Below are 25,381 nucleotides of genomic sequence, written 5' to 3' on the forward strand. Positions count from 1 at the left end.
CGTATGGCGGATCCTTTCAGGCAACCGTAACCTTGCCCTTGGTTGCTGTGGGTAGTCTTGTGGGCGCTGTTCGTTGTGGACGGACGGGGGCAATCCGGCCGTTGCCCAGCGGCAGTGCACAGCCGTCCACTAGATTTACCGTGCATCATCCGGGCGGATCGGGGGATCGGGAGGAACTGAGGTGGTGCATGGGGGGAAACCCTTGTGGCGCAGGAGCAGCAAGTGCGGCAACGAGAGCGAGTGCGTGGAGGTCGCGGTGGCACGTGACTGGGTCCGTGCACGGGACTCCAAAGCACTTGCCCAGCCCGCTTTGATGTTCACCGCTGGTGTCTGGTCCGTGTTCCTGGACGCCGTGAGGGCAGGGGAGTTACAGAACCCGTGACGTTCTTGACCAGCCAGCGGCAAGGGGGAGGGGAACGGATGGATGCTGGGGCGTCGGCCGTGCACCGTCTGGGCCGAAGGGCCCGTAGCCGGTCTGTGGCGGTAGGCGGAGCGATCACTTTCACGCTGGTCGTCGGGGTTCTGGCCACGCTGGCTGCGGCGGCGGCGACCATGCTGGTCGACAGCGTCTTCTTCAAAAGGGTTCTCTGGGTCTCCGTGGCCGTGATCGTGGCGGTCAGCGCGGGCCTGTGGCGCGCGGGAGTCTCTCCTACGGCGCCCCCACCGGATTCTGATCGTCTTCCGTACGGCTCTCAGGCGGGTTCTCCGCACTAGTGCGTGTCGCCCGCCGGCGTATCAGCGTCCGCCTCATCCACCAGGCCACCAGGGACGACAGTCCGGCGCCGGCAACGGTCAGGGCGCTCGTGCCGACCGGGGGCCAGGACAGCTTGAGGTCAGCGGCCTTGTCCATGACGAACACGGCCGCCGTCACGATGATCGCCAGGGCGGCCAGGCCCATCAACCCGATGAGAGCGGCCAGCCGCAGCTTCATCATCCCGCGGACGGTCTCCAGTTGCAGGGCGCTCGCGGCCCGGGCCTTCTCTATCGCGATCAGGTTCTCCGCCTGCGCGGGGTCCTGGATGGCCTGCGCCTTGAGAACCTCATCGGTCATGTCACCCGTCGGATCCGCATCGCCGGGCGTATTCGTCTGCACCCACTCCAGCAGGCGCTGCAATACCGGTCTGGAGACCACGCTTTGGCCCTCCCCTTGCCCCTCGCCACCGCTGACGGGGCCCGGCTGTCAACGGACGCCGAGGTCCTGCTGGACACGGCTGATCAGGTCGGCCGACTCCGACTCACCGAGCGCCATGTCCGTGATCGCCCGGAAGCACTCCTGGTAACGGGCCAGCAGGCGTAGGTCCTCACCACCGGTCATGCTGCCCGCGGCATGCTCCAGATAGAGAAGATCGTCGTCATCGGGGAAGCCCAGCAGGACGAAGCTGCCCAGCGTGCTGTAGTGCGCCCCGGCCGCGAACGGCAGCACCCTGACGGAGACCTCGGGGCGGCCTCCGAAATCGAGCAGGCGGTCCAGTTGTTCGTCGAGTACCTCCTTGCCTCCGACTTCGCGTCGTACGGCCGCCTCGTCCAGTACGAACACGCAGGCAGGCCTGCCCGAGCCGTCGAACATCCGCTGCTGCCGCTCCATACGCAGGTCCACGATCCTCTGGAACATCTCCGCTTCCAGATCGCGGGGAGCGAGAAGGGCTTCGGCGTAGCCGCGGGTCTGCAAGTGCCCCGGCACCACGATGGGGTGATAGTTGTGCAGGGAATCCGCCGCACCCTCGTACCCCAGGTACTGGGCGAACTGCGGGGTGATGACCTCGTGGTACCCGGACCACCAGCTCTGCCCCTTGCTGCCCCGCGCCGCCTGCTCCAGCCCCTCCACCTGTACGGGATCGGTGACCCCGTACAGGGCCAGCAGGGCCCGGAGATCACTGACCGACACGCCGACCGTGCCGGTTTCGACCCGGATCAGCTTCGACTGGGACCACTCGACCCGCTCGGCCGCCTCCCGTTGACTCAGATCCGCACTCTCACGCGCCCGACGCAGCGCAAGGCGTAGCTTGCGCCGGTTCAGGCTGGGGTCAATCTGGTGTGTCATCGCCGCTCCTTCTCCGCGCACGTACCCGGTTCCTCATCGGCCATGCACGGAAAGTTCCTAGCTCTTTGCCTAGCTCATTATGCTCCGAGCTTTCTGCATAGAGCCAAATGGCGAGAAGCGGAGCGTCACGCTGTGAGAAGGGGTCTGTGGCAACGCGCGCCGCAGGACCGCCTGCCTCACCTAACGTCACATCCTGTCCGTGAGCTCCCGAACAGCCCGTCTTTTTCGTACCGTTGGCGTGCACGGGAGCACGATGGGGCGCACGACAGAACGGCATGCACCTCGCCGCACTCCGGAGTGCGCCCAAGTGGCCGGGCCCGGCCGCCGAAGGTGCGGGGCGTGGCAGAATGACGGCATGTTCCTGATCCGAAAGGGCGATGCCGCGTAGGCGTCCGAAGGCCGTCCGCGCCGAGCGGTGGCGGCCGAGCAGGCATCTGCCGGTCCGTCGGATTCCCGGCGTCACGGCTCGAACTCGGGCAGCGGTACGACGTGTTGAGGCCGAACACCTCTGGCCGGACGCGGTCGCCCATGCTCTCAGCCGTTTCGAGTGGGCCCTCAGGCAGCCCGGGCGGTATCTGACCGGCCCCGGCGAGAGTCCCGGCATCGAGATCGAGGACGGCCGGGACGACCTGGAAGTCGCTCTGCGGCACCTGCCCGGAGGAGCCCGGGCGGATCTGGGCCGCTTGGTGGAGCGGATCGACGTGGAGTTCGAACGTCGTACTCTTCCGAACCCGGGCTGGGTGAGCGGGTGGACGGCGGGGCGCTGGTGGTGGTGGCGTATTCGGGAACGGTGACGCCGTGGACCGGCCCGGGACGGCCTGTCCGGGGACGGGCCCGGAACTCACGGGTGCCCGCGGTCTGGATGATCCGCCGCCCCGCCCCGCCCCGCCCCGCCCCGCCCCGCCCCGCCCCGCCCCGACCCGGCCCTGGCGGCGGGGGCGGCTCGGCAACTCCTGCGCGAGCAAGGACCGGAGAGCGGGGGACCGACTGCCGGTCCGCTCGCCAGGAACCACTTCGATCGTGAACAGGCCGTCGACCGAGCCGAGTTCGTGGACGACGCAGGATCTCCCCCATGGGTGATTCGTCGAAGTGGCCCTGGTTTCAGGTGGTCCTCCCTAGCATGGGATGCCCGGTGGGAGCCTGGGCGGGGGAGGGGCGTATGGGGGCTGGGGAGCGCCGCTGTCACGGGGCTGTCGTGTCTGCAGCGGGCGAGGGCGAGGGCGGGGGCGCGGACGGGGGAGTCGGGAGCGGGAGCGGGGGCGTTGCCGCAGGGCGCGTGGACAGCTCCGCCGCGTGCGTCGCCCGCGTCAGTTCGACCAGCTGCCGCGCGGTCAACCGTCCTTCGACGTGGCCGTGTTTGAGCAGCCAGCGCTGCTGGCGCTGGGCGGGTGCGAGCAGCCAGTGGGAGACGGCCGCCACGACCTCCCGGGCGAGGCCCGCCACCACCGTGAACAGGGCGGCGATCGCGAGCCCGCGCCAGCCGTGCCAGGCGCTCAGCAGCGCGAGCGGCGCCCCTGTGGACACCGCCAGCGCACGGGAAGCAGCACTCATCGGGACCACCCGCCGGCGACGACGGGACGATGGGGCGTGGAACGCCCTCCTGTACGGAACATGGGTGCCTCCTCGGGCTCGGGGCCGTACGGAGGGTCAGGCCGGGTCCGGCGGATTTTTCCCGCGTTCCGGGCAAGATTCTTTCAACAGGCTTTCTCCGACTGCCGTTTCCGCAGTTCACGGAGGCGTGGGATGAACGAGAGGGCTTCGTATCACGCGCTGGCCGACGAGCCGGACGAGGAACTGCTGCTGCTTCTGGCGCGGTATCCGGACCCTGCCGCCCGGGCCGACGTCTATACGGTGATCGCGGAGCGCCACGGCCCCGTCGTCCTGCGATTCGTCGCCGGGCGGGTGGACGCCGACGACGCGCCGGACATCGTGCAGGACACGTTCGTCGACGCCTTCCGCTACTTCGACCAGTACACGACGCTCGGACCGCCGTACCGACTTGAGGCCTGGCTGGTCGAGGTGGCCCGGCGCCGGGTGCTGAAGTACTGGTCGCGCGGCCGCAAGGAGCGCCCGGGGACGGCCGACGGGGCGGTCGAAGAGCTGAAGGAACGCGAACGTGTCGTCGAGGCGGGCCACGACCTCATCCGGCTCGAAGAGGTCCATCGGCTTCTGGGAACGGTGTTCGAGAGTCTCGACGACGAGCAGCGGGACCTCTATCGACTGCGGAACCTCGGAGGACTGACAGGCCGGGAGATCGCGGTCCGCAGGGGTGAGGACCCCAACGCCGTCAGCAAGACGTGCACCCGGCTCGACAAGCTGGTGGCCAAGCGGTTCCATGTCCTGCTGCTCGTCCGGGACGGAGGGTCCCGCTGCGCCGCGCTCGGTGAGCTGCTGGCGGAGCACGAGCGGCAGAACGGGCCCGGCTATACCGCGGCCCTGGCCGAGCGCGTGGTCGAGCACTACAGCACCTGCCGGACCTGCGGCAACTGTTCTGTCTGCCGCACCACGCAGCAGCGCCTCATCTGGCAGGCCGCCCCGGTCGCCATTCCGGTCGTCCTGGCCGCCGCGTTCCGTGAGCGCGTCGAGCTGGCCGTCCAGGAGGTCTCCAACTCCGGCGGCATACCCACCCATTCCCCTCTGCCACCGCCACCGTCCCCGCCGCCGGGGACTCAGGGCGGCGGGCCGCCGGGCAAGGGCAGGACGGCCCGGCGGCGGGCCGTCCGGACCGGAGCGGCCGTCGCCGTGACGACCGTCCTCGCCCTGCTCGCCGTCCGCGCGCTGAACGCGGGCGCGGCTCCGAAGACCTCCCCGGACCGGCGGGCCGCCGCGGCAGCCGCTGTCACCTCCGCGATGCTCAAGCAGCGGCTGGTCGCCTTCGGCATCAACGCCAGGCCCCCGGGCGATCCGAACTTCTTCGTCGGACAGGGCCGGCTGGACATGAGCCGAAAGCCGGTCAGAGCCGCGACACATGTGCTGTACGACTACGGTGAGGGCCACACCTGGACTCCGCCGGACATCGTGCTGGCCGGCGGGAGCGCGTACGTCACCCCGGACAACACACCGGTCACCAAGGGCGCGGGAGCCTACGGGACCACCAAAGTCGTCCCCGTCACCGGCACGGTGACCGACCTCTCCGTCCGCAACGCCCTGGAAGCGAACTGGCTCGCGCAACCCGCGGACCTGTCGGCGCTCGTCCTGAAGGCGTCGAAGTTCACGCAGAAGAAGACCAAGAACGGTGGATCAACTCTCAGCGGTACCGCCGCGTTGAGTGATCTGGCCGCCGACCCGACGGTGGGCGCCTTCTATCGTCCATACGTCAAGACCTCCACGTCCGGAACGGCGACCTTCACCCTGACCACCAACTCCCGCCACCTGCCGACGTCGTTGACGCTCAACATCCCCGTCACACGTACGGACGGCTACGCGAGTGAGAAGCCCGTCGACACCTTCGCCATCACCTACAGCGACTGGGCCGCCGGCAAACCCATCGCCGCCACCGACCCGAAGAAGCCCACCCCGCAATGGGGCGGTACGGCGTGACCTCGGCGACGGCCAGTCGACGTTGACGCCGTGGGCGCGGGCGAGGCCGTCGAGGCCGTCCGCCCAGCCCTGGCCGAGGGCGCGGAGCCTCCAGACGGGGCCGCCGTCGACGTTGTGCCGGTACAGCTCGGCGATGACCATGGCACGGATGGCCGGGTCCCCGGCCCGATCGAGGTCCGCACCCCGCGCGTCGAGACACGCGCGCTCAGCCCCGGAACACCGACACGGAACCCGAATCCACGGCCCACCCCTCGCACTCGGGGACACGGTGCGACACCGCCCTCCGGCAACGCGACCGGCCACCCACCTGCTCGGAGTCTGCGGGTTCGAGGCACGCGGCCGGGCCGCGCTCCTGGGCCGTCGGCCACCCCGGCGGTCCTGGCCGCTGTCGGCGTGGCAGAGTATGTGTGTGCCGACCACTGATTCCGCCCGTGCCGCCGACCTCGGCGATGTCTCCCGCGCCGTGAGCGCGACCGATGCCGCCCGCGAGGAGCCCGGACACCTCATCGATCTGCGGAGCGACACCGTCACCCGGCCCGGCGAGGCCATGCGCCGGGCGATGGCCGAGGCCGAGGTGGGTGACGACGTCTTCGGTGACGATCCCACGGTCAACGCGCTGCAGGAGCGGATCGCCGGGCTGCTCGGCTTCGAGTCGGCACTGTTCGTCTCCTCGGGGACGCAGAGCAATCTGTGCTCTCTGCTGACCCACTGCGGCCGCGGGGACGAGTACATCGCCGGCCAGATGGCCCACATGTACCGGTGGGAGGGCGGCGGCGCCGCCGTACTCGGCGGCATTCAGCCCCAGCCGCTGCCGCACCGGGCGGACGGGACGCTGGACCCGCAGGACATCGCGGCCGCCGTGAAACCGGACGACCCGCACTTCGCGCGCACGCGGTTGCTCTGCCTGGAGAACACCATCGGTGGCCGGGCCGTGCCGATGGAGTACCTGAAGACCGCCACCGAGCTCGCCCGCGACCACGGGCTCGCCACGCACCTCGACGGGGCGCGGCTGTTCAACGCGGCCGTGGCCGGTGGGGGCGACCCGTACGAGCAGGCCCGGCTGATCGCCGGCCACTTCGACAGTGTCTCCGTCTGTTTCAGCAAGGGTCTGGGCGCGCCCGTCGGGTCTGCGCTCGTGGGATCACGTGAGTTCGTGGCCGGCGCGCGGCGCTGGCGCAAGGTCCTGGGCGGCGGGATGCGGCAGGCCGGCGTGCTCGCGGCCGCGGCACTCCACGCGCTCGACCACCAGGTGACGCGGCTCGCGGACGACCATGCGCACGCCGCTCTGTTCGCCGAGGGCCTGAAGGACGTGGAAGGCCTGACCATGGAGCCCAGCGGGACCAACATGGTCTTCGCGCGGTCCGCTCCCGGTGTCGAGGCCGACGAGGTGCGCGACCGGCTGGCGCGTCGTGGCCTGCTGTGCGCGGGATACCCGGGCCAACTGCGCTTCGTGTTCCACCTGGACGTGACACGCGCGGACGCGGAACGAGCGGTACGGATCGTGCGCGAGACCATGGCCGAATCAGCAACACGCTGATCCTGTACGGCCGTTGGCCCGCGTACGCACGTATCTCCCGGTGCCCGGCACTCAGACCCCAACGGGAGAACGCACTCGGAGCCCGAATACGCCCGGCCGTTGAGCGGGTGCACGCGGCCGCAGAGGTACAGGCCCTCGAACTGGGGGCGCGGGCCGGGCCGAACGGCGTACGGCGGGCCTCCGTCAGTCCACCGGCCACGTGTGGACCGGCGCGTTGAGGTGCATGTAGTCGATGTACTGCCGAGTCATGCGCCGCAGGGCCTCGTGACGGCCGCAACGGTCCGACGCCTCGAAGCGGTGCAGCATCTCCTTCTGCCAGACCGCGCCGTTGCGGGCGGTGACGCATCGCTGCTCGATGATGCCGAGGAGCGGTTCCCGCCAGGCCGCGTCCATGCCCGAGCGCTCCAGGCCCTGGTGAGCGAGCGGCAGCAGCCGCCGCAGCACGAGTTCGGGCACCGGCACCTCGCCCGTTCCGGGCCAGTACAGGCGGGCGTCGATGCCGTGCCGGGCCGCGGCGTGCAGGTTGTCCTCGGCGGCCGAGAAGGACATCCGTGACCACACGGGCCGGTCCTCGTCCACCAGGGCGCGGGTGAGACCGTAGTAGAAGGCACCGTTGGCGAGGGTGTCGGCGACCGTCGGGCCCGCGGGCAGCACGCGGTTCTCCACTCTCAGGTGCGGCATGCCCTGGGCGACGGCGTAGACGGGGCGGTTCCACCGGTAGATGGTGCCGTTGTGCAGGGTGAGTTCGGACAGTTCCGGTGTGTCGCCGCGCTCCAGTGTCTGCGTGGGGTCCTGGTCCTCGCACAGGGGCAGCAGCGCCGGGAAGTAACGCAGGTTCTCCTCGAAGAGATCGAAGACGCTCGTGATCCACCGCTCCCCGAACCACACCCGGGGCCGTACTCCCTGCGCCTTGATCTCCTGCGGGCGGGTGTCCGTGGCCTGCTCGAAGAGCGGGATGCGGGTCTCGTGCGCCAGCTCCTTGCCGAACAGGAAGGGCGAGTTGGCCGCCAGCGCGACCTGGACCCCCGCGATCGCCTGCGCCGCGTTCCAGTAGTCGGCGAACTCCTCCGGTGACACCTGGAGATGGAACTGCGTGCTCGTGCACGCGGCCTCCGGCGTGATGGTGTCCGCGTAGGTCCGCAGTCTGTCGACACCGTCCACCTCGATGAGCAGATCCTCGCCGCGCGCCGCGAAGACCTGCTCGTTGATGAGCTGGTAGCGGGCGTTCTCCGACAGCGCCTTCGGCCCGACGTCCGACTCCCGCAGGGTGGGCAGGATTCCGATCATGATCAGGTGGACGCCGATCGTTCTGGCGCGCTCGTCCGCGTGGTTCAGCGCTGCCCGGATCTCCTCCTCCCAGGCGTCGGGGCCACCCGCGATCAGCCGCCTCGGCGGAATGTTGATCTCCAGGTTGAACCGGCCGAGCTCCGTGTCCCAGGCGGGGTCCGCGATGGCGTCGAGCACCTCGCCGCTCCGCATGGTCGGCTCGGCCTCGGTGTCGGTCAGGTTCAGCTCGATCTCCAGGCCCACCTGAGGGCGGTCCGCGTCGAACCGTGAATCGCGCAGCATCTGCGCGAAGGCGTCGAGACATTCCTGCATCTTGATCCGGTAGCGGCGACGGTCCTCGCGGGTGAAGACCAGCGCCGGAACGTCACGTCCCATCGGCCCTCCCGGGTGGCCCCGCGGATACCTCTTCCCTCCAGCGTCGCACCACCGGGCGGGTCTGACCATGCGGAGCGGGGCTGTGCGTCCGTGGCCGGGACCGGCGAGCGCGGTCGGCCTCGGCTGTCCCCGGCTCGGCCCGGCCCGCTCCGCGAGGGGGTCCGGCCGGAGGTCCGCCCCGGCGCCATGGGGAGTCGGGGGGCCGGGCCGCCCGTCACCGACTGGCTCAGGCCGCGACCTCGTCGAGGGGAATGCCGAGCCGGCCGGCCACGGTGCCGAGGGCCGCGCCCAGGGGAAGCGCTACCCGGGCGAGGGCGTGCCGGTCGCCCCGGGTCGGGTCCCGGTTGACGATCAGCACCGGTTTTCCGGCGTCGGATGCCTGGCGGACGAACCGTAGTCCGGACATCACCGTGAGAGAGGAACCCAGGACCAGCAGAGAGGTCGCCTCACGGACCAGCCGGCGGCAGTGCTCGACCCGGGACGGTGGAACGGACTCGCCGAAGAACACCACGTCCGGTTTGAGGATGCCGCCGCAGACCGTGCAGGGAACCACGTGAAAGTCCCCGACCTGTGCATCGGTGAGGTCCGCGTCACCGTCCGGGTTGACCGCGGAGGCCGTCGGGTCGAAGCCCGGATTGGCCTCCTCCAACCGCCGGGCGAGTTCGCGGCGCGCGATGCGGGCGCCGCAGGAGAGGCAGACGACCCGGTCCAGGCCTCCGTGGAGTTCCACGACGTCCTCGCTGCCGACGGCCTGGTGCAGACCGTCGACGTTCTGAGTGATCACCCCTGAAAGCAGGCCGTGCCGCCCGAACGCGGCCACGGCCCGGTGCCCGTCGTTGGGGCGGGCGCGGCCGAAGGTCCGCCAGCCGAGATGGCTGCGCGCCCAGTACCGCCGACGGGCCTGGGGGCTCGCGGTGAAGTCCTGGTAGGTCATCGGGGTGTGCCGGCTCAGGCTTCCGCCCTCGCCCCGATAGTCGGGGATGCCGGACTCCGTGGAGATGCCGGCCCCGCTGAGCACCAGCACACCGCCGGTACGCAGTGCGTCGGCGACCGGCTCCAGATCCGTGGTGCCCGGCGGGAGATCCGCGGTGGGGGTCCAGCTCAGAGTGGGGCGCATGCGCATGCTGCCAGCGTACGGGCACGACGACACGGTCCGCGGGCGGTCCGACGGCGTCACGAGCGTTGCCCGGGTCGGCCTCACGGTGCCTGGGAGAACGGGGCCACCACGTCAGAACGAGGAGTTGGCGAACCAGTGGGTCAGCAGGTGCTCGTCGCCTTCGTACGTGAGGGCCTGTGCGGTGTAGGGCAGGCGGCCGTACACGAGCAGCAGCAGGTCGGCCGCGGTTCCGTGGACGGTCGCGTCGGCGGTGTCCGCGGTGGGCCGGGCCGTGTCGAGCCCGAAGCCGTCGGGCCGCAGGCGGACGAGCCACGCGTCGTCCCCGTCCGTCGTCCGGAAGGCGATGCTCTTGTCGGCGCCGCGCAGGTCGGCCACCTGGGGAGCGAAGAAGGCGGCCGAGGGAAGGTTGACGAGGAACTCGTCGATGCCGTCTGCGGCGAGCGCCCGGTCGATCGCGGGCCGACGACCCAGGGCGAGTTCGGCGTCGGCCCGGTGCAGCAGCGTCTCGAAGAGCATCCTGCGCGCCCAGAAGCGGGCGTGCTGGTCGACACCCCACGCCCACATCGGCAGGTCCGGGTCGGTGGCCGCGAACGCCTCCGCGGCCACGGTCGCGCTCTCGCCCAGCCACTGGACGTATCCGCTCTCGGAGTCCGGGAGCCGCAGGTCCACGTCGCGCGTGCGCGGGGGTTCCTGGATGCGCGCCCGCAGGAGGACCGAGAACCAGCGCTGGACGCTGCCGGCGTGCTTGACCAGTTCGGCCAGCGTCCAGCCGGGGCAACTGGGCACCGAAGCGGCGAGGTCGGCGTCCTTCACCGCGGCGACGAACCGCGCGGTCTCCGCCGCGACCGCCGAACGGTGGTCGACGGGGGCGTGAAAGCGGACGTGGCCGGTGTGGTCCGAGGTGGTCATGGGTCAATGGCCTTTCTGAGTGCGGTCGTGCGGTTCGCGTGCACCGTTGAGACGCGGACGCGGGTGCGGACGGAGACGGGGAGCCGCAGCGCGGCACGGCGCCTCAGATCGTTCGTCCCGGGCCGCGCCGACGGCGGAGGGCGCTACCGGGCAGGTGTCAGCCGGCACGGGGGATGTCCGGCTGTGTGTGATCCAGGCGGGTACGCAGCGTGCCGGCGAATTCCTCGGCGCGGGCCAACTGCATCCGCAGATCCTCGATCTTCTGGGCGGCGGCCTGCTCGTACGCCTTCAGACGGCCCCTGAGCGCAGCGCGCTCGTCGGCGGACAGCTCTCCGTCGGAGTCGAGGCGGTCGGTGACGTCCAGCAGGTCGCGCATCTCGTCCAGGGTGAAGCCGAGTGGCTTCATCCGGCGGATGACCATGAGGCGGGCCACGTCCGCCTCGGTGTAGAGGCGGAAGCCGCCCTGGGAGCGGGCGGAGGGAGCCACCAGACCGGTCTCCTCATAGTGCCGGATGGTGCGCAGCGACAGCTCGGTGCGCATGGCAACTTCGCCGATCTGCATGTGCTCACCGCTCACGCGGACACCTCCCTCTCCTCTCGCCGAGGCCATCGACCCCAGGCGCCGATCTCTACTCTAACGTTAGGGTAGAGTGAGTGATCGTCGGGGTCGGCTCCGGACCGTCCCCCCTCGTACGGTGCGGAATCACGGAACCTGCGTCCGTCAGCCGTACCGGGGCCGCCGATGTCCCCGACGAGGACCGATGTCCGCGCACGAGGCGTGTCCGTACGCCGATGCCGCGCGCCGCCGTCGGCCCGTCGCGATCCGCGCGCGTCCGGGCCCCGCCCGGACGCGCGTCTGCCGCCGACCGCTTCGCCTCGCTACGCGCGGCCGCCCAACCCCTTACTGCGTACGGCCGCCCAACCCCCTCCGAACCCTTCCCGCATGCCGCCACGGCGGTCCGGCGTGCCCGAGTACGACAGGTAGTCGCCCTTGTCCACGTCCGCACCCTCTCCGGCCGCTCGACTGCGCGGCCTGCGCCCCGACTGGCTGTCCGACCCGAGGGTCTGGCGCACGGAGGTTCTGGCCGGTCTGGTCGTCGCGCTCGCGCTGATCCCCGAGGCGATCTCGTTCTCGATCATCGCCGGAGTGGACCCGGCCATCGGCCTGTTCGCCTCGTTCACGATGGCCGTGACGATCTCGGTCGTCGGCGGCCGACGCGCGATGATCTCCGCCGCGACCGGCGCCGTCGCCCTCGTCATCGCCCCGCTCAACCGCGAGCACGGCTTCGGCTACCTGATCGCCGCCGTCATCCTGGCCGGTGTCTTCCAGATCGTGCTCGGTGTCCTCGGCGTCGCGAAACTGATGCGGTTCGTGCCGCGCAGCGTGATGGTCGGCTTCGTGAACGCCCTGGCCATCCTGATCTTCATGGCACAGGTCCCCGAGATGCACGGCGTCCCCTGGCCCGTCTACCCGCTGATCATCGCCGGACTGGCCCTCCTGGTGCTCTTCCCGAAGGTCACCAAGGTGATCCCGGCGCCCCTCGTGTCCATCGTGACCCTCACCTTGATCACGGTCGCCGCCGGGATCGCCGTCCCGACCGTGGGCGACAAGGGCGACCTGCCGTCCTCCCTGCCCCACCCCGGTCTGCCCGACGTGCCGTTCACGACGGACACCCTGACCACCGTCGCTCCCTACGCGTTCGCCATGGCCCTGGTCGGCCTCATGGAGTCGCTGATGACGGCCAAGCTCGTCGACGACATCACCGACACGCGCTCCAACAAGACCCGCGAGTCGATCGGCCAGGGCATCGCCAACATCGTCACCGGCTTCCTCGGCGGTATGGGCGGCTGCGCCATGATCGGCCAGACGATGATCAACGTACGGGTCTCCGGCGCTCGTACCCGCCTGTCGACCTTCCTGGCCGGCTCGTTCCTCATGGTGTTGTGCATCGTCTTCGGACCGGTCGTCTCCCACATCCCCATGGCTGCCCTGGTCGCGGTGATGGTGATGGTCTGCTTCGCCACGTTCGACTGGCACTCCATCGCGCCCAGGACGCTGCGGCGGATGCCGGCGGGGGAGATCACCGTCATGGTGCTCACCGTGGCGGTCGTGGTCGCCACCCACAACCTCGCCATCGGCGTCGTCGCCGGCACGATCACCGCCATGGTCATCTTCGCCAACCGTGTCGCCCGCCTCGCCGACGTCACAGCGGTCACCGACCCCGACGGAGCCACCGTCGTCTACGCGGTGAGCGGCGAACTGTTCTTCGCCTCCTCCAACGATCTCGTCGGCCGCTTCGACTACGCCGCCGACCCGGACAAGGTCGTCATCGACCTCACCGATGCCCACGTCTGGGACGCCTCCTCCGTCGCGGCCCTGGACGCGATCGAGGCCAAGTACGCGCAGCGCGGCAAGTCCGTCGAGATCATCGGCCTGAACAAACCGAGTGCCCGGATCCACGAGAGCCTCAGCGGCGAACTCACCGCCGGCCACTGACCCGTCCGCGCCACCCGCACGGGCCGTCCCCGACCCTGTGGTCCCGGACGGCCCGACACCGGACCGCAGCCACCCGGAGGTGGTCTGCCCGCTGGGTCTTGTCGCCCTGATCGCTGACGTGCCACCGCGGTGCGCCCGTGCGCCCCGTCGCCCTGGCCGGACGACCTTCCCGAACGGGTGCCGGGGGAGCAAGACTTACGGCGTGACCGCCAATCGCCCGACCACCTCGTCCCTGCCCTGTGCCGCCGTGTTGTGCGACGTCGACGGCGTACTGCGGCATTGGCCCGCCGACACCGAGATCGAGCAGACGCACGGGCTGCCTTCCGGCTCCCTCGCCGCCGCGGCCTTCGCGCCCGCTCGCGTCCTCCCCGCCATCACCGGTGAGATCACCGACGAGCAGTGGCGGTCCAACGTGGTCGCGGACCTCGCCGAGACCTGCGGCTCCCTGAAGCGGGCCCGCGCCGCCGTGACCGCCTGGGCCGACCGGACCCCGGTCGTGAACCTCGAACTGGTGGCCCTGCTCACGCGAGTCCGCGACCTCGTCCCCGTGGCCCTGGTCTCCAACGGAACCACGCGACTGGAACAGGACCTCGCCCGCCAGGGACTGGACACCCTCGCGCACACGGTGGTGAACACCGCCCGCGTCGGCGTCGTGAAACCCGACCCCGAGATCTACCGCATCGCCGCCGCACGCGTCCGGACGACCGTGGAACGCTGCTTGTTCATCGACGACATCGCGGAGAACGTCACGGCGGCTCGCGAGGTGGGCATGACCGGTCTCCACTACCGCCACCTCGACGATGTACGCACAGCACTCGCCCCCCTGCTGCGCCGCGTCGCGGGATGACGCGTACTGAGACGCCAATTCCCTTGTGCCAAGCGACATTTCATGACCTGTCCCCGAGGTCGGTACGGTCGGATTCATGGACTGGAACCTTCGGACTGCCGAGGAACTCGCCGCTGCCCTACGCGCCGGTGAGGTGACCTCGGCGGAACTGACCGACGAGGCGATCACCCGCATCGAGCGGGACGACAAGGAGATCAACGCGATCTGCGTGCCGGACTTCGACCGTGCACGGGCCGCCGCGCGCGGGGCCGACCAGGCGCGCGCCCGAGGTGAGGACAGGCCGTTGCTCGGCATTCCGGTGACGGTCAAGGAGTCCTACAACATCGCCGGGCTGCCCACCACCTGGGGCATGCCGCAACACCGCGACTACGTGCCGGCCGAGGACGCGGTACAGGTGTCGCGGCTCAAGGCCGCCGGGGCGGTGGTGCTCGGCAAGACCAATGTGCCGTTGGGGCTGCGAGATGTGCAGAGCTTCAACGAACTCCACGGCACCACCAACAACCCGTGGGATCACGGTCGCACCTCGGGCGGATCCTCCGGTGGATCGGCGGCCGCCCTGGCGTCCGGGTTCGGCGCGCTGTCCATCGGCTCCGACATCGGCGGTTCGCTGCGCACCCCCGCGCATTTCTGCGGTGTCTACGCCCACAAGCCGACACTCGGGCTGGCCGCGAGCCGCGGTATGGTCCCGCCGTCCGAGCCCGCGTTGCCGGTCGACCTCGACCTAGCCGTCGTCGGTCCGATGGCACGCTCCGCCCGCGACCTCACGCTGCTGCTCGACGTCATGGCCGGACCGGACCCACTGACGTTCGGCGTGGCGCACCGCATGACCCTGCCTCCCGCGCGCCACGATCGGCTGCGCGACTTCCGGGTCCTGGTCCTCGACGAGCATCCGCTCATTCCGACCGGATCCGCGGTGCGGGCGGGCGTGAACCGGGTGGCCGACGCGCTGGTCGACGGCGGCGCCCGCGTCGAACGGCACAGCCCACTGCTGCCCGATCTGACCGAAGCCGCGACGCTCTACACGCAGTTGCTGTTTTCGAGCTCCGTCGCGCGTTTTCCCGTCGAGGCGTACGAGCAACTGCGGACCCGCGCCGCCGGGTTGAGCCCACACGATCGGAGTCTCGCCGCGGTGCGGCTGCGCGGCATGGTGTTCAGCCACCGCGACTGGATCGAGGCGAACAACCGTCGCGAGGCCCACCGCCACGGCTGGCGGCTGCTGTTCGCCGAGTTCGACGCCGTGGTGTGTCCGATCACGCCGACCCCGGCGTTCCCGCACGACCACAACCCCGATCTGTTGGAACGCCGGATCGACATCGACGGCGTCGAGTACCCGTACTTGGACCAGCTCGTCTGGGCCGGTCTGGCGACCATGCCCGGCCTGCCCGCCACCGCCGTCCCGGCCGGCCGGTCCTCCGAAGGGCTCCCGGTGGGAGTACAGCTCATCGGCCCGCTGTCCGAGGACCGCACGCCGTTGCGGCTGGCTGAACTGCTCGAAGAGAGGATCGGCGGCTTCCAGGCGCCGAAGTAGCGGCGACCTGAGGGGCGTTCGTCGTCACTCCGCCAGGACACCTTCGGCGCCGAGCGGGTCCGATCGACTCATACCTGGGCCGACGGCGGGCCCTGATCGAAGACTCCCGGCCCGTCGTGGTCCGTCAAGTAGCGGTCGTGGAGGCGGGCGAAGGCGGTGCGGCGCGGAAGGCGGGGAAGGAAATCCTTGATCCTTTCGGCGCATTCGCGCGGGCTCGCCGTGCTGGTGTCGCACTCCAGGTCGTAGTCGCCGTGACGGTGGACGAGGTCGTACTGGTGCGCGGCGAGACCCGACGGGCGGTCTCCGCGGGCCTGTTCACGACGGGTGAGTTCGTCCAGAGGACAGTGGACACCCACGAACAGGACGTCCTCGGGGCGCAGGACCGACAGGCAGTCGAGCAGGCGCCACGGTTCGCTGAGAACGTGGTCGACGACGACATCGTTGCCCACCTCGGCCATGGCCGCGATCGAGCGGTGGAAGCCCATCCGGGTCCGGCGCAGCGCCGTGTCGAGTTCCTCCGGGCGAAGGACCCGCTTGGTGCGCATGGCGTTGAAGTTGTCCACCGCCAGATGGAAGAAGACACCGTCGTCGAGAACGTCGAGCAGTTCGCGGGCGATGCTCGACTTCCCCGAACTGGACGTGCCGTTCAGGAAGATGATGCGGCCGGCTGTCATACGGGCATGATCACACGGCGGTTGTTCCGGGGTGCCGCCTGAGCATTCGCCGATTCCGCCGATTCCGCCGATTCCGCCGCCTCCGGCGCTGGAGAGCGATTCGTGCGGAACGAGTCGACAGGGGACCACGCAACATCCGTGCCTTCAGCAGGCATTGTAGAGGCACTCGGCATCACAGTGACCTGTGTCGTGCACTCTGCGAAGCCCGGATTCACGAAGTGCCTCACGAGCATGTGGTCCGTCGGGCCGAGTCTGGGGGAGTGTCAGGTCCATCATGCCTGTTCGGAGGCGGTTTCGGTAGGACGGAGCGCACGTCCGTTCGGCCTTGTCGCAGGTGGTGGTCCGCCCGCAGACTCGTCGTCATCCACTCTCCGGCGTTCGTGCCGGCATCCGTTCTCGGCTGCCGGCGCGTTCGCTGTGCTGTCCCGTCGTGGGACGGGCGCGGGTCAGGAGTGGGGGAACGAAGGGGGATCGGTGGATCGGGACATGGTCGTACTGGCGAGGGTCAAGCTGCTCAGCGCCAACAGGCGGGTGGTACGCGGTGTGGAGGGGCTGTGGATCTACCGCCTTCTGACGCAGGTCGAGCCTGAGGTGTACGGGTCGAAGCTGGCGTATGTGCTGGTTGAGGCCAGCGCGTCGCCCTTGGTGAGGGAGTTGCCCGAGCGACGGCTGGTCCTGCTCGACGAGGCGGTGACAGTGGCCACGGCCCTCGACGCCGGGAACCCCTACCGGGCGAAGGTGCTGGCTAGGGCATTGGCCGCCAGGCGGCGGGAGTTGGAGGGTGGCCGCCCGACCAAGTAGCGGGCCGACGGAGGCTCCGGGTGGCCAGGTCTTCAAGTCCCTTGGTCTCTGCGGCGGTTCAGTCACTGCGGCCGCGCCCGGAGTCTTCGCTTCTGGGGATTCACGAAGGGCAGGACCAGGTCGACGTACTCATCGAGGCCCGGCCTCGCGAGCGTCACGACCTCGACGTGATCACAGGCAGGCCGTACCGGGGGCCCGTGCCCCTGGTACGGCTGGCGCTGTTGGTCAAGGAGCCGCTGTCCGCACGTCGGCCGGGCGGATCTTCCGACTGTCGGAAGAGGGCGGGCGGCTCGCCGGGCCAGGGGAGGGTATCGCTCTGGTTTTGTTGCGGGGATGGCAGAAGGCGCTTCGCGGAGCGGGTGCCGGGCCTGACAACAGGACACCCTCTGACCGTCCCGTCCTGCCCCCCGCTCGCTGCGGCAGACGACACGCTGCCGAAACGATCCCTCATTTCCTGCCCCTGAGCTGCGGATTCACGGGAATGCGGAGGAGCAGGCCACGCCCAGGCCCGACATTGCGAGGATCACGGGAGGCGGGCCAAGCATGATCGTTTACAACGTGTATTCAGTCGGCTACTTTGCGTGATGAACGGTCGTGAGTGTCACGACCCCAGGCACGGAGCTGCCTCCCATGCGACGTATCACCACCCGGATCGGCACTCTCGCGGTCACCCTGCTCGCTCTGACCATGGGCCAGACCACCCAGGCCGGAGCCGCCGGCGACGCCGCGTACTTCAACATGCGGGACATCACCGGCCACAACTTCGTCATCGAGATCACCAGGCCGGAAGTCATCAAGGAAGCCCGCGAGATCGTCAAGAACGGCGAACAGAAGATCGTCATCGGCCGGATCATCAAGCGCGCGGCCCCCTACAACCCCCAGTGGGACTTCCACTTCAACCCCGACACCGTCAGCTTCGCCGACGGGGCCATCGAGGTCTGCGACTCCACCATCCCCTACGTGGAGGACCACCTCGACGAAGCCGGTGGCCCCTTCCTCCCCGGCCTCTACTGGTGCCCCTGGTCGGGTCGCCTGACGGCAGAAGTCACCCCCGCCTGACCGGGTTCGGGGCCCACGGGCTTCGAACGGTGAAGCCGTCCGGGACCGTCCGCCGACGTTCGACCATCAGTCGGCCGACTCGCCCACCCGGACGGACTTCCTGACGAACCGGCCGCCACGAAACTGACAGTGGTCGGCCATCGGGTGTCCCCTCCTGCGCGGCATCGGCCTACGGGCGGACGCCACAGGGGAGGGGCGCCTATCCGATCCAGTAAGCTGGGTGGCCGTGTGCCCGCTGCCCCTTCCTCGTCGGTGTCCGTTCTGCGTTCGCCGTCGGCTGGGTTCTCGCCACGATGGTCCCCGTTGGGATCGCACGCCCACTCAGCCGCCGCTGGCAGACGCCTGCGGGCCTGGATCGTGATCGGCTGCGCCGATACCGTCGTCGTATGCCTGAACTGATCGTGCCGACCGTCCGCCTGCATTCCGCCTGGCGCGAGGCGCATGAAGAGTGGGGGCCCGGCGTCCACGAGGACGGATTCGGGCTGTTGCCCTCTGACGAGGTCGACTCGGCGGCCGGGTTCGCGGCCTGGGTGACACGGCTGTCGGCCGAGTCGACTCCGGTTGGCCCCCACGAGGGCCGCCGGATGAATTGCGTGTATCGATGGATCGTGGAGGACGGCAGGGTGCTGGGCGGCATCGCGCTGCGACACGGGCTCGATGATGCCCTGCTGACGATGGGTCACATCGGTTACGGCATCCGGTTGTCCGCGCGCCGACGCGGACTCGCGACGTGGGCGCTGGGACGGATGCTCGACGAGGCTCGGTCGTTCCGGTTGGATCGGGTACTGCTGATCTGCGCGATCGACAACGTCGCCTCGGCGAGGACGATCGAGCGTCACGGCGGTGTCCTGGAAGACGTCCGGGACACCGGGTCCGGCGCCGCCCGGCGCTACTGGATCGAAATTCAGTAGCGTCACTTCCGAGCAGGCTTCACCGCGTCGGCCGAGGCAGGTGTCTCGTCCGATGCCGCGGTGGCCGACGACGGGGCAGGGTGTTGCGGCACCGACGGGCCGTCCGGAGGCGGGGACGAGCACGATGCCGTCCTTGCTGGGCGTGGCCGCAACTGAAGTGGTTCAGCGCGGGCGATGGCGTCGGAGAACCAGTAGCCGACGATCATCACGGCGATGACGGCGACCGTTTCGGTGCCGCCCACAGCCAGGTCGACACACTGACCTCCTTGGGCGGGCGTTTGGGGAGTTCGTCCAGCGCGACTGAGGAGTTCTTGGCCGTACGGGCCTGGAACGCCTCACCGGGCGCGCCGACCCCGAGCCGTCGAGAGGCGCGGTCGGTCAGGCGAGGATCGGGATGAGGCCGAGTGCGAAGAGCACGTAGAAGGCGGCTGTCAGGGTGAGGCGCGCGGGGGTGAGCCTCTGGGCTCGCATGGTGGCCAGGAGATAGACGATCGCGGCCATGGTGATCAGCCCGGACCACAGCAGGGCCGCGTCGAACTCCCAGCGGGTGAAGAGCAGACCGAGCCCGGAAGGCACTGTGGCCTGGATCATCATGGCGCCTGAGATGTTCGCCAGCGCGAGCTGTGTCTTGCCCTGGCGGACCCAGATCACCGCGTTCATGATTTCCGGCAGCTCCGTCGCGACAGGGGACAACAGCAGCGCGGTGACCGCGGCCGAAAGGCCCAGCATCGGGCCGATCGCGTCCAGTTGCTTCACGAAGAGCTGCGAGGCGAAGAAGATGACGACCAGGGTCAGGGCGGTCTGCGTGGCTACCGCCCAGGTGGCGGGGGACGCGGCCTTGGGCTGGAACTTCAGTGGTTCCAGCTCCGGGCCCTCGTCGTCCTGGTCGTCGCCGCCGCGGATCTCCCGCCAGAAGTAGACGGCGTAGGCGCCGAAGAAGAGCAGGCCGAGGACGGGCTTGAACGCGAACGCGACCAGCCCGAGCGTCACCTTCACGGCGAAGATCGGCAGGAACCACTTCTGATCCTTCGCCAGCCGCTTCATGTCCTCGGCGCTGCCCACGGCTGCCGCGCCCGGTGGACCGGCGGGAGCCGTGCCCCCTTCGGCGACGGCGGCGATGCTGTCCCGGCGGCGTTTGAGCAGCAGCATCGCCCCGGTCACGCCGTAGGCGATCGTGGACAGGGCCAGTGGCCCACCCATCGCCGCCCCCACGCCGATGTCCTTGGCCTCGTCGGTGGCGCCGGTGGTCACGGCGACCAGCGTCACCACGGACTCGGGCAGAGCGGTCCCGAAGGCGGCGAGGACCGTGCCGACCGCCATCCTCCCGACGTTGAGGCGTTCGCCCAGCCACTCCACGGCATTGACGAACCACTCGCAGGAGAGGTAGATCGCCACCGCGCAGACGATCAGCAGTACGAAATGGATCACGAGTCCCGCTCAGCCTTCCCGTTCCGGCGGAGCGTCGCCAACAACCGCGAAGAGGGGTGTCGGCGGCTTCGACCCAGCCGACACGCGTGCACGTCGCCGGCGAAGGGTCGAAGGTCTCGCCACCCGTATCTTCGCCCGACGCGAGCCGGGTCTCCGGGAACCCGAAATCTCCAGTGTGTCGGCGACCGGTCCTCCGGGCGACGGTCCAGGATCGGTCGGCGGCCGGGGGGACTGTGGTGCTTTCGGTTCGTCGACGGCTGGCTACGATGTCCAGGTGGCTGGGGGTGGGACCTTGTACGCGGTGACGTCCCGAACGAAGCGGCGGTTCGTGGGCGCGGCCGGTGTCCTGTTGCTCGGCATCGCGGTGTTCGCCGGTGTGGAGGCGGTCCGCGCACTCTCCTTGGAGGCGGACTTCGCCCGAGCCCATGTGTGCCCGACGTCGGCACCCGACTCCCCGGACTGCGCACGAGTGACCGTCGCGACCGTCGCGCGGACCGTCGACATCGGCGGCCGGACCCCGGCCCACGCCCTGACCTTCGCGCCGGGTGCAGGCACCGCACGGGTGGAACTCGGCAAGGACAGCAGGCTTCTGGAGGAAGCCCATCAAGGGGAGACGGTCGACCTGGTGTGGTGGCGCGGATCGGTGGTCGAGATCGAGGCCGCCGGTCTCGGCGCGCCGACGGAGAACACCCCGGCCATGGACTCCGCCCAGAATCTCGGCTTCGCGCTCGGTGCCCTCGCCGGTGCGGTGTGGTGCCTCATGGGTGCCTTCCTCGGCGCTGATCAGCGCTTGTCACCGCGCGGCAGCGTGGCACGACTCGGTGCCTCACTCGGTGGGGGAGTGCTGCTTGTCTCCAGTTACGTCCTGCTCAACGCCCCGGTGTCATCGGCCGCTGTCATGGAAGGGGCCGGAGCTGTTCTCGCGTTGGTGGGCCTGCTGTGCGTCCGGGCGGCGAGATCGACGGAGCGGCGCGTTCGCCGTCAGTCCTGACTGCGAGGTCGCTCGGGAATCCCGAGAGGCGGTCCGACGAGATCCGGCGGTACGATGTCAACCACCCTTGTTTCACGGTTAGTTGAGGATGTGTGTCATGCGGCTCCTTCTCACGTCCGCCGGCATCAGCAACCCGACCATCCAGGATGCGCTGGTCGACCTTCTGGGAAGACCGATCGCCGAGTCCAACGCCCTCTGCATCCCCACCGCGGGTTACGGCAGCTCCTACGGACCGGTCGGGCCGTGGCGTTTCATCCGATGGGCCGATCTGGGGTGGAAGTCCGTGGGCGTGCTGGAGCTCACCGCGCTGCCCAGCATCGACCAGGAACGGTGGGTCCAGTGGGTCCGTGAAGCCGACGTCCTGCTCGTGAATGGCGGCGACGCCCTGTACCTGGGGCACTGGATGCGGGAGTCCGGGCTGGCCGACCTCCTGCCCTCCCTGCCCGAGATGGTCTACGTGGGATTCAGCGCGGGGAGCATGGTGTTGACCCCCCGCATCGGGCAGGACTTCGTCGACTGGACGTCACCCACCGGCGACGACCGTACGCTCGGGATGGTCGGGTTCTCGGTCTTCCCGCACCTGGATCACCCGGACCTGCCGGAGAACACCATGGCCGCCGCGGAGCGCTGGGCGGCCGAGATCGCCGGGCCGGCGTACGCGATCGACGACGACACCGCCATCAAGGTGACCGACGGCACCGTGGAAGTCGTCTCCGAGGGGCACTGGAAGCTGTTCACCCCTGCCTGACCGGCGGATGGTCAGCCCTCGTACAGGCCGCGGCCCTCGCCTGCCGCGGCGCGCACCAGGACGTCGGCCAGCTCCACCGGGGCGGAGAGCATCGGGTAGTGGCCGGTGGCCAGTTCGAAGAAGGTGACTCCGGGTTCGGCGAGCTTGGCGAACCGCGGCAGGCCGGTACCGTGCAGTGTGCGGGCGAACTCCAGGCTGAGGCCGTTCGCGCGACAGAACACCCCGGTGGTCGGGAGCTTGAGCCACGCACCGGTCAGCTCGACCGGCTCGGTGACGGTCCGGACCGGTTGCGGGGTGGCCAGCCGGTGGTAGCGCTCCAGCTCGGCCGACGGGACCGCGTGCACCGCCGGGATCTCCTCGGGCACCGGGATGACACCGCCGACGGCGCGCTCCAGCAGGCCGAGTTGCGGCATCTGCGCCACGAGGGACTCACCCGCCTCCGGGAAGCCGGTGTCCACGAACACCACCCGGGAGACCTGTCCGGGACGCCGGTCCGCCGCCGCGAGGGCGGGGAAGACGGCGTAACTGTGCGCCACCAGCACAATCCCCGGGCCTGCCGTGTCGAGCAGTTCCGACACGGCGTCGGTGTGCTCGCCCAGTCCGATGCCCGCCGGGTCCTCCCCGCTCCGTTCGGCCATGCCGGGCAAGGTGACCGGAAGCGCCCGGTGCCCTTGCGCGGTCAGCTCGGCGGCCACCGCCTCCCAGGCCCAGCCGCCCATGAAGAGCCCCGGGAGCAGCAGAAACGTCGTCATGACAGACCTCTTTCGAAGTATCGCCCGTGCGGTCGTTCAGGACGGTACGACCTCCCCCTGGGGGAGATTCCAGCCGCTCGTGGGCCGCGGGCCCGGCGTGCGGGCTCGGCACGATCCGCCGGACACCGGGTGGTTCGGTGGGACCCAAATTCCTTTGCGTGGCGCCACTCCGGCACCCAGACTGTGGCGGTGCTGATCCGACGCGAAACGCCCGCCGACATCGCAGCTGTACGCTCCGTCACCACGGCCGCGTTCGGCAAGCAGGGGACCCCGATCCCCGCCGAGGCCGTCCTCGTGGACGAACTGCGCGACTGCGAGGGCTGGTTGCCGGAGTTGTCGCTCGTGGCGGTGAACGAGCGGGGTGAGGTCGTCGGGCATGTGGTCTGTACCCGGGGGCACATCGACGCCGCCCCGGCCCTGGGGCTCGGCCCGCTCAGCGTGCGCCCCGACCATCAGCGTCGCGGCGCCGGGCTGGCACTCGTCCACACCGTGCTCGGCGCGGCGGACGCGCTCGGGGAGCCGCTCGTCGCGCTGCTCGGCAGCCCCGCGTACTACGGCCGTTTCGGCTTCCACCCCAGCACGCGGTACGGCATCACGCCGCCGGACCCCAGCTACGGCGAGTACTTCCAGGTGCGGACCCTCTCGGCGTACGTCCCGACACTGCGCGGCACTTTCGCGTACGCCGCACCGTTCGACGGTCTCTAGCTGTTCTGCGCCGAAAGTTCCGAGGTAGTTCCGGCTGAGTCGCGGACGGCCAATGCTGCCTGGTCGGCGACGGGAATCCGACCGCCAAGACGAGATCTACCCACGAATTTCAGGCACAGGACACTAGAGTCGAGGCGACATTCAGCGACGGAACCACGGGGGACTGATGACCGGTCAGTGGGAAACACTCGGTGAAACGGGCGGCGTCGAGGCGTATGTGCACCGGCCGGCGGGTGACGTGCGGGGCGCCGTGGTGGTCTGCTCGGAGCTCTACGGAGTGAACGCCTACGTCCGCGACACCTGCGCCGAGTTGGCGGCCTCCGGCTATGTCGCGCTGGCGCCCGACTACTACTGGCGCAGCGCCCGTCGCACCGGACTCGGGTACTCCGCCGAGGAGCGCGACGACGGCCTCGTGCTGATGCGCGCCCTGGACCGGGACGAGTTGGTGGCCGACGCCTCCGCGGCGCTGGCCGCGGCACGCACGGAGACCGGGGAGCGGGGCGTGGCCTTCCTCGGACTGAGCATGGGCGGGCACATCGCGGTCCGGGCGGCGACCGAGCTGAGCTTCGAGCTGGCGGTCCTCTTCTACCCGGGCTGGCTGCTGAACAGCGGCTTCCCGCTGGTCGGTCCGGTGCCCCCGCTGGAGACCAGCGAGCGGATCGCCGCGGGCGGCGCGTTCCTGCTGGGCTTTCGCGGCGAGCTGGACCACATCATCCCGGCCGAGGAGTGGGAGCAGGCCGAGCGGCAGCTCACCGAGGCGAAGGTGCCGCACGAGCTGGTGACCTACCCGGGCGCCCGGCACGGCTTCGCCTGTGCGGACCGCCCGGACGACCACGACCCACAGGCCGGCGCGGACGCCTGGCGCAAGGTCTACGCCGCCCTGGAGTCGCACCTCTAGTGTCCTGTGCCGGAAGTTCCGAGGTAGTTCCGGCTGAGTCCCGGACGGCCAATGCCGCCTGGTCGGCGACGGGAATCCGACCGCCAAGACGAGACGGATCTACCCCCGGATTTCAGGCACAGGACACTACTGCTCCGACCGCGAAGGTTCGCCGGGTTGAGTGACGCGCTGATCCGGCTGGGCAGGTGGACGTGGGCCGGCGCTGGTGACGGTGCCGGCCCACCCATCCCGTTGATCGGATTCGCGCCAGAGCACCTCCAGGCGCCTGTGCGTAAACTCTTCGGCCTTCTGGTGGCAGGCGGCCTGTGCGGTACCGGGCCCGGACGAGGACGGGGGATCGTCGAGAGCGCCGTCGGCGACTCCCGACGGTTCGGTGAAGTAGATCGCGTACTGCCATCTGTCGACGGTTCGGTAGAGCACGAGAGCCGTCGGAGTGCCGATGGTGCGCCAGTACGGCTGCCGCTTGCCTGTCATGTCCGCACGGTACCGGCCGGTGCTCGCGGGCCCGGCGATCGCCCGCACCACGCCGGCGGACCACTCCCGCTCCAACGTCGTCAACCGGCTGACGTTCCTCACCAACGCCCCGGAGCGCGGAGAGATGTCACTGCTCTACGCCGCGCCCCAGGATGTCCCCGGCAACTCCTGCATCGGGCCGGTCGCCCGATGAACCACCCGGCGAACGCCTGGACCCGCGGGAGTCGGTCATCCCGAGACCACGCGCCCCCTCAAGCAGGCT

Annotated in this window: 26 protein-coding genes and 1 pseudogene; 15 read left to right on the top strand and 12 right to left on the bottom strand. The window is 69.9% G+C overall.

Annotation, left to right across the window (positions count from 1 at the left end; all coding sequences use genetic code 11):
- Positions 1 to 256 precede the first annotated feature (256 nt).
- Entirely contained in the window at positions 257 to 382 is a 126-nt protein-coding gene (locus OHT01_RS38525) for a DUF397 domain-containing protein (protein WP_328558414.1), read from the top strand.
- A 267-nt stretch (positions 383 to 649) separates the two neighbouring features.
- Here the strand turns inward: OHT01_RS38525 and OHT01_RS38530 are convergent, their stop codons facing one another.
- Both OHT01_RS38530 and OHT01_RS38535 read right to left on the bottom strand, forming a co-directional pair.
- Positions 650 to 1,132 (bottom strand): hypothetical protein, encoded by a 483-nt coding sequence (locus OHT01_RS38530; protein WP_328557756.1) that lies wholly within the window; start codon positions 1,130 to 1,132, stop codon positions 650 to 652.
- Between the two features lie 48 nt (positions 1,133 to 1,180).
- Positions 1,181 to 2,041, bottom strand: coding sequence for a helix-turn-helix domain-containing protein (locus OHT01_RS38535; RefSeq protein WP_328557757.1), 861 nt, complete (start codon positions 2,039 to 2,041; stop codon positions 1,181 to 1,183).
- Positions 2,042 to 2,418: 377 nt separating this feature from the next.
- On the opposite strand from OHT01_RS38535, the gene OHT01_RS38540 reads away from it, so the two are divergent.
- The gene (locus OHT01_RS38540; protein ID WP_328557758.1) at positions 2,419 to 2,835 is read left to right on the top strand and encodes a hypothetical protein; all 417 of its coding nucleotides are present in this window, start codon (positions 2,419 to 2,421) and stop codon (positions 2,833 to 2,835) included.
- 388 nt (positions 2,836 to 3,223) lie between these two features.
- Here the strand turns inward: OHT01_RS38540 and OHT01_RS38545 are convergent, their stop codons facing one another.
- Positions 3,224 to 3,592: a hypothetical protein gene (locus OHT01_RS38545; RefSeq protein ID WP_328557759.1), complete on the bottom strand. Its 369-nt coding sequence runs from the start codon at positions 3,590 to 3,592 to the stop codon at positions 3,224 to 3,226.
- Positions 3,593 to 3,784: 192 nt separating this feature from the next.
- Here OHT01_RS38545 and OHT01_RS38550 point away from each other — a divergent pair, with 192 nt between their 5' ends.
- Entirely contained in the window at positions 3,785 to 5,581 is a 1,797-nt protein-coding gene (locus OHT01_RS38550) for an RNA polymerase sigma factor (protein ID WP_328557760.1), read from the top strand.
- 45 nt (positions 5,582 to 5,626) lie between these two features.
- On the opposite strand, the pseudogene OHT01_RS38555 reads toward OHT01_RS38550, so the two are convergent.
- A pseudogene (locus tag OHT01_RS38555) lies at positions 5,627 to 6,088 on the bottom strand (hypothetical protein); the annotation flags it as partial.
- Here OHT01_RS38555 and ltaE point away from each other — a divergent pair.
- Complete coding sequence (gene ltaE / locus OHT01_RS38560; RefSeq protein ID WP_328557761.1) at positions 5,991 to 7,118, top strand: low-specificity L-threonine aldolase; 1,128 nt, start codon at positions 5,991 to 5,993, stop codon at positions 7,116 to 7,118. The pseudogene OHT01_RS38555 and the gene ltaE sit on opposite strands and share 98 nt — an antisense overlap.
- A 183-nt stretch (positions 7,119 to 7,301) precedes the next feature.
- Here the strand turns inward: ltaE and OHT01_RS38565 are convergent, their stop codons facing one another.
- From OHT01_RS38565 to OHT01_RS38580, 4 genes are all read right to left on the bottom strand, one after another.
- On the bottom strand, positions 7,302 to 8,780 hold the full coding sequence (locus tag OHT01_RS38565; RefSeq protein ID WP_328557762.1) for a glutamate--cysteine ligase: 1,479 nt from the start codon (positions 8,778 to 8,780) through the stop codon (positions 7,302 to 7,304).
- A 226-nt stretch (positions 8,781 to 9,006) separates the two neighbouring features.
- Positions 9,007 to 9,903, bottom strand: a complete 897-nt coding sequence (locus OHT01_RS38570; RefSeq protein ID WP_328557763.1) for an NAD-dependent protein deacetylase — start codon at positions 9,901 to 9,903, stop codon at positions 9,007 to 9,009.
- A gap of 105 nt (positions 9,904 to 10,008) precedes the next feature.
- Positions 10,009 to 10,806 (bottom strand): maleylpyruvate isomerase family mycothiol-dependent enzyme, encoded by a 798-nt coding sequence (locus tag OHT01_RS38575; RefSeq protein WP_328557764.1) that lies wholly within the window; start codon positions 10,804 to 10,806, stop codon positions 10,009 to 10,011.
- 157 nt (positions 10,807 to 10,963) lie between these two features.
- The gene (locus OHT01_RS38580; RefSeq protein ID WP_328557765.1) at positions 10,964 to 11,383 is read right to left on the bottom strand and encodes a MerR family transcriptional regulator; all 420 of its coding nucleotides are present in this window, start codon (positions 11,381 to 11,383) and stop codon (positions 10,964 to 10,966) included.
- Positions 11,384 to 11,797: 414 nt separating this feature from the next.
- Between OHT01_RS38580 and OHT01_RS38585 the strand changes: the two genes are divergently transcribed.
- The 3 genes from OHT01_RS38585 to OHT01_RS38595 all read left to right on the top strand — a co-directional run bounded on the left by OHT01_RS38585 (position 11,798) and on the right by OHT01_RS38595 (position 15,678).
- Complete coding sequence (locus OHT01_RS38585; RefSeq protein ID WP_328557766.1) at positions 11,798 to 13,303, top strand: SulP family inorganic anion transporter; 1,506 nt, start codon at positions 11,798 to 11,800, stop codon at positions 13,301 to 13,303.
- A 202-nt stretch (positions 13,304 to 13,505) separates the two neighbouring features.
- A complete protein-coding gene (locus tag OHT01_RS38590) occupies positions 13,506 to 14,150 on the top strand; it encodes an HAD-IA family hydrolase (protein ID WP_328557767.1) in 645 nt (214 codons plus the stop codon).
- A gap of 76 nt (positions 14,151 to 14,226) precedes the next feature.
- On the top strand, positions 14,227 to 15,678 hold the full coding sequence (locus tag OHT01_RS38595; protein WP_328557768.1) for an amidase: 1,452 nt from the start codon (positions 14,227 to 14,229) through the stop codon (positions 15,676 to 15,678).
- A gap of 68 nt (positions 15,679 to 15,746) precedes the next feature.
- Here the strand turns inward: OHT01_RS38595 and OHT01_RS38600 are convergent, their stop codons facing one another.
- On the bottom strand, positions 15,747 to 16,352 hold the full coding sequence (locus OHT01_RS38600) for a chloramphenicol phosphotransferase CPT family protein (RefSeq protein ID WP_328557769.1): 606 nt from the start codon (positions 16,350 to 16,352) through the stop codon (positions 15,747 to 15,749).
- Positions 16,353 to 16,838: 486 nt separating this feature from the next.
- On the opposite strand from OHT01_RS38600, the gene OHT01_RS38605 reads away from it, so the two are divergent.
- From OHT01_RS38605 to OHT01_RS38615, 3 genes are all read left to right on the top strand, one after another.
- The gene (locus OHT01_RS38605; RefSeq protein WP_328557770.1) at positions 16,839 to 17,153 is read left to right on the top strand and encodes a hypothetical protein; all 315 of its coding nucleotides are present in this window, start codon (positions 16,839 to 16,841) and stop codon (positions 17,151 to 17,153) included.
- A 630-nt stretch (positions 17,154 to 17,783) separates the two neighbouring features.
- On the top strand, positions 17,784 to 18,212 hold the full coding sequence (locus tag OHT01_RS38610; RefSeq protein ID WP_328557771.1) for a BP74-related protein: 429 nt from the start codon (positions 17,784 to 17,786) through the stop codon (positions 18,210 to 18,212).
- Between the two features lie 386 nt (positions 18,213 to 18,598).
- Entirely contained in the window at positions 18,599 to 19,123 is a 525-nt protein-coding gene (locus OHT01_RS38615; protein WP_328557772.1) for a GNAT family N-acetyltransferase, read from the top strand.
- Positions 19,124 to 19,501: 378 nt separating this feature from the next.
- On the opposite strand, the gene OHT01_RS38620 is transcribed toward OHT01_RS38615, so the two are convergent.
- Positions 19,502 to 20,551, bottom strand: coding sequence for a sodium:calcium antiporter (locus OHT01_RS38620; protein WP_328557773.1), 1,050 nt, complete (start codon positions 20,549 to 20,551; stop codon positions 19,502 to 19,504).
- A 301-nt stretch (positions 20,552 to 20,852) separates the two neighbouring features.
- Between OHT01_RS38620 and OHT01_RS38625 the strand changes: the two genes are divergently transcribed.
- Together OHT01_RS38625 and OHT01_RS38630 are read left to right on the top strand one after the other, a co-directional pair.
- Positions 20,853 to 21,542: a hypothetical protein gene (locus tag OHT01_RS38625; protein ID WP_328557774.1), complete on the top strand. Its 690-nt coding sequence runs from the start codon at positions 20,853 to 20,855 to the stop codon at positions 21,540 to 21,542.
- Between the two features lie 97 nt (positions 21,543 to 21,639).
- Positions 21,640 to 22,290, top strand: a complete 651-nt coding sequence (locus OHT01_RS38630; protein ID WP_328557775.1) for a Type 1 glutamine amidotransferase-like domain-containing protein — start codon at positions 21,640 to 21,642, stop codon at positions 22,288 to 22,290.
- Positions 22,291 to 22,301: 11 nt separating this feature from the next.
- On the opposite strand, the gene OHT01_RS38635 is transcribed toward OHT01_RS38630, so the two are convergent.
- Positions 22,302 to 23,042: an alpha/beta fold hydrolase gene (locus OHT01_RS38635; RefSeq protein ID WP_328557776.1), complete on the bottom strand. Its 741-nt coding sequence runs from the start codon at positions 23,040 to 23,042 to the stop codon at positions 22,302 to 22,304.
- Between the two features lie 189 nt (positions 23,043 to 23,231).
- Here OHT01_RS38635 and OHT01_RS38640 point away from each other — a divergent pair, with 189 nt between their 5' ends.
- Positions 23,232 to 23,747: a GNAT family N-acetyltransferase gene (locus OHT01_RS38640; RefSeq protein ID WP_328557777.1), complete on the top strand. Its 516-nt coding sequence runs from the start codon at positions 23,232 to 23,234 to the stop codon at positions 23,745 to 23,747.
- A gap of 166 nt (positions 23,748 to 23,913) precedes the next feature.
- Positions 23,914 to 24,645, top strand: coding sequence for a dienelactone hydrolase family protein (locus tag OHT01_RS38645; protein WP_328557778.1), 732 nt, complete (start codon positions 23,914 to 23,916; stop codon positions 24,643 to 24,645).
- 126 nt (positions 24,646 to 24,771) lie between these two features.
- On the opposite strand, the gene OHT01_RS38650 is transcribed toward OHT01_RS38645, so the two are convergent.
- Positions 24,772 to 25,119 (bottom strand): hypothetical protein, encoded by a 348-nt coding sequence (locus OHT01_RS38650; protein WP_328557779.1) that lies wholly within the window; start codon positions 25,117 to 25,119, stop codon positions 24,772 to 24,774.
- Between OHT01_RS38650 and OHT01_RS38655 the strand changes: the two genes are divergently transcribed.
- Positions 25,118 to 25,312: a hypothetical protein gene (locus tag OHT01_RS38655; RefSeq protein WP_328557780.1), complete on the top strand. Its 195-nt coding sequence runs from the start codon at positions 25,118 to 25,120 to the stop codon at positions 25,310 to 25,312. The genes OHT01_RS38650 and OHT01_RS38655 overlap by 2 nt on opposite strands.
- The last annotated feature ends 69 nt before the right edge of the window (positions 25,313 to 25,381 follow it).

The sequence above is a fragment of the Streptomyces sp. NBC_00358 genome, from assembly GCF_036099295.1.
GTDB lineage: Bacteria > Actinomycetota > Actinomycetes > Streptomycetales > Streptomycetaceae > Streptomyces.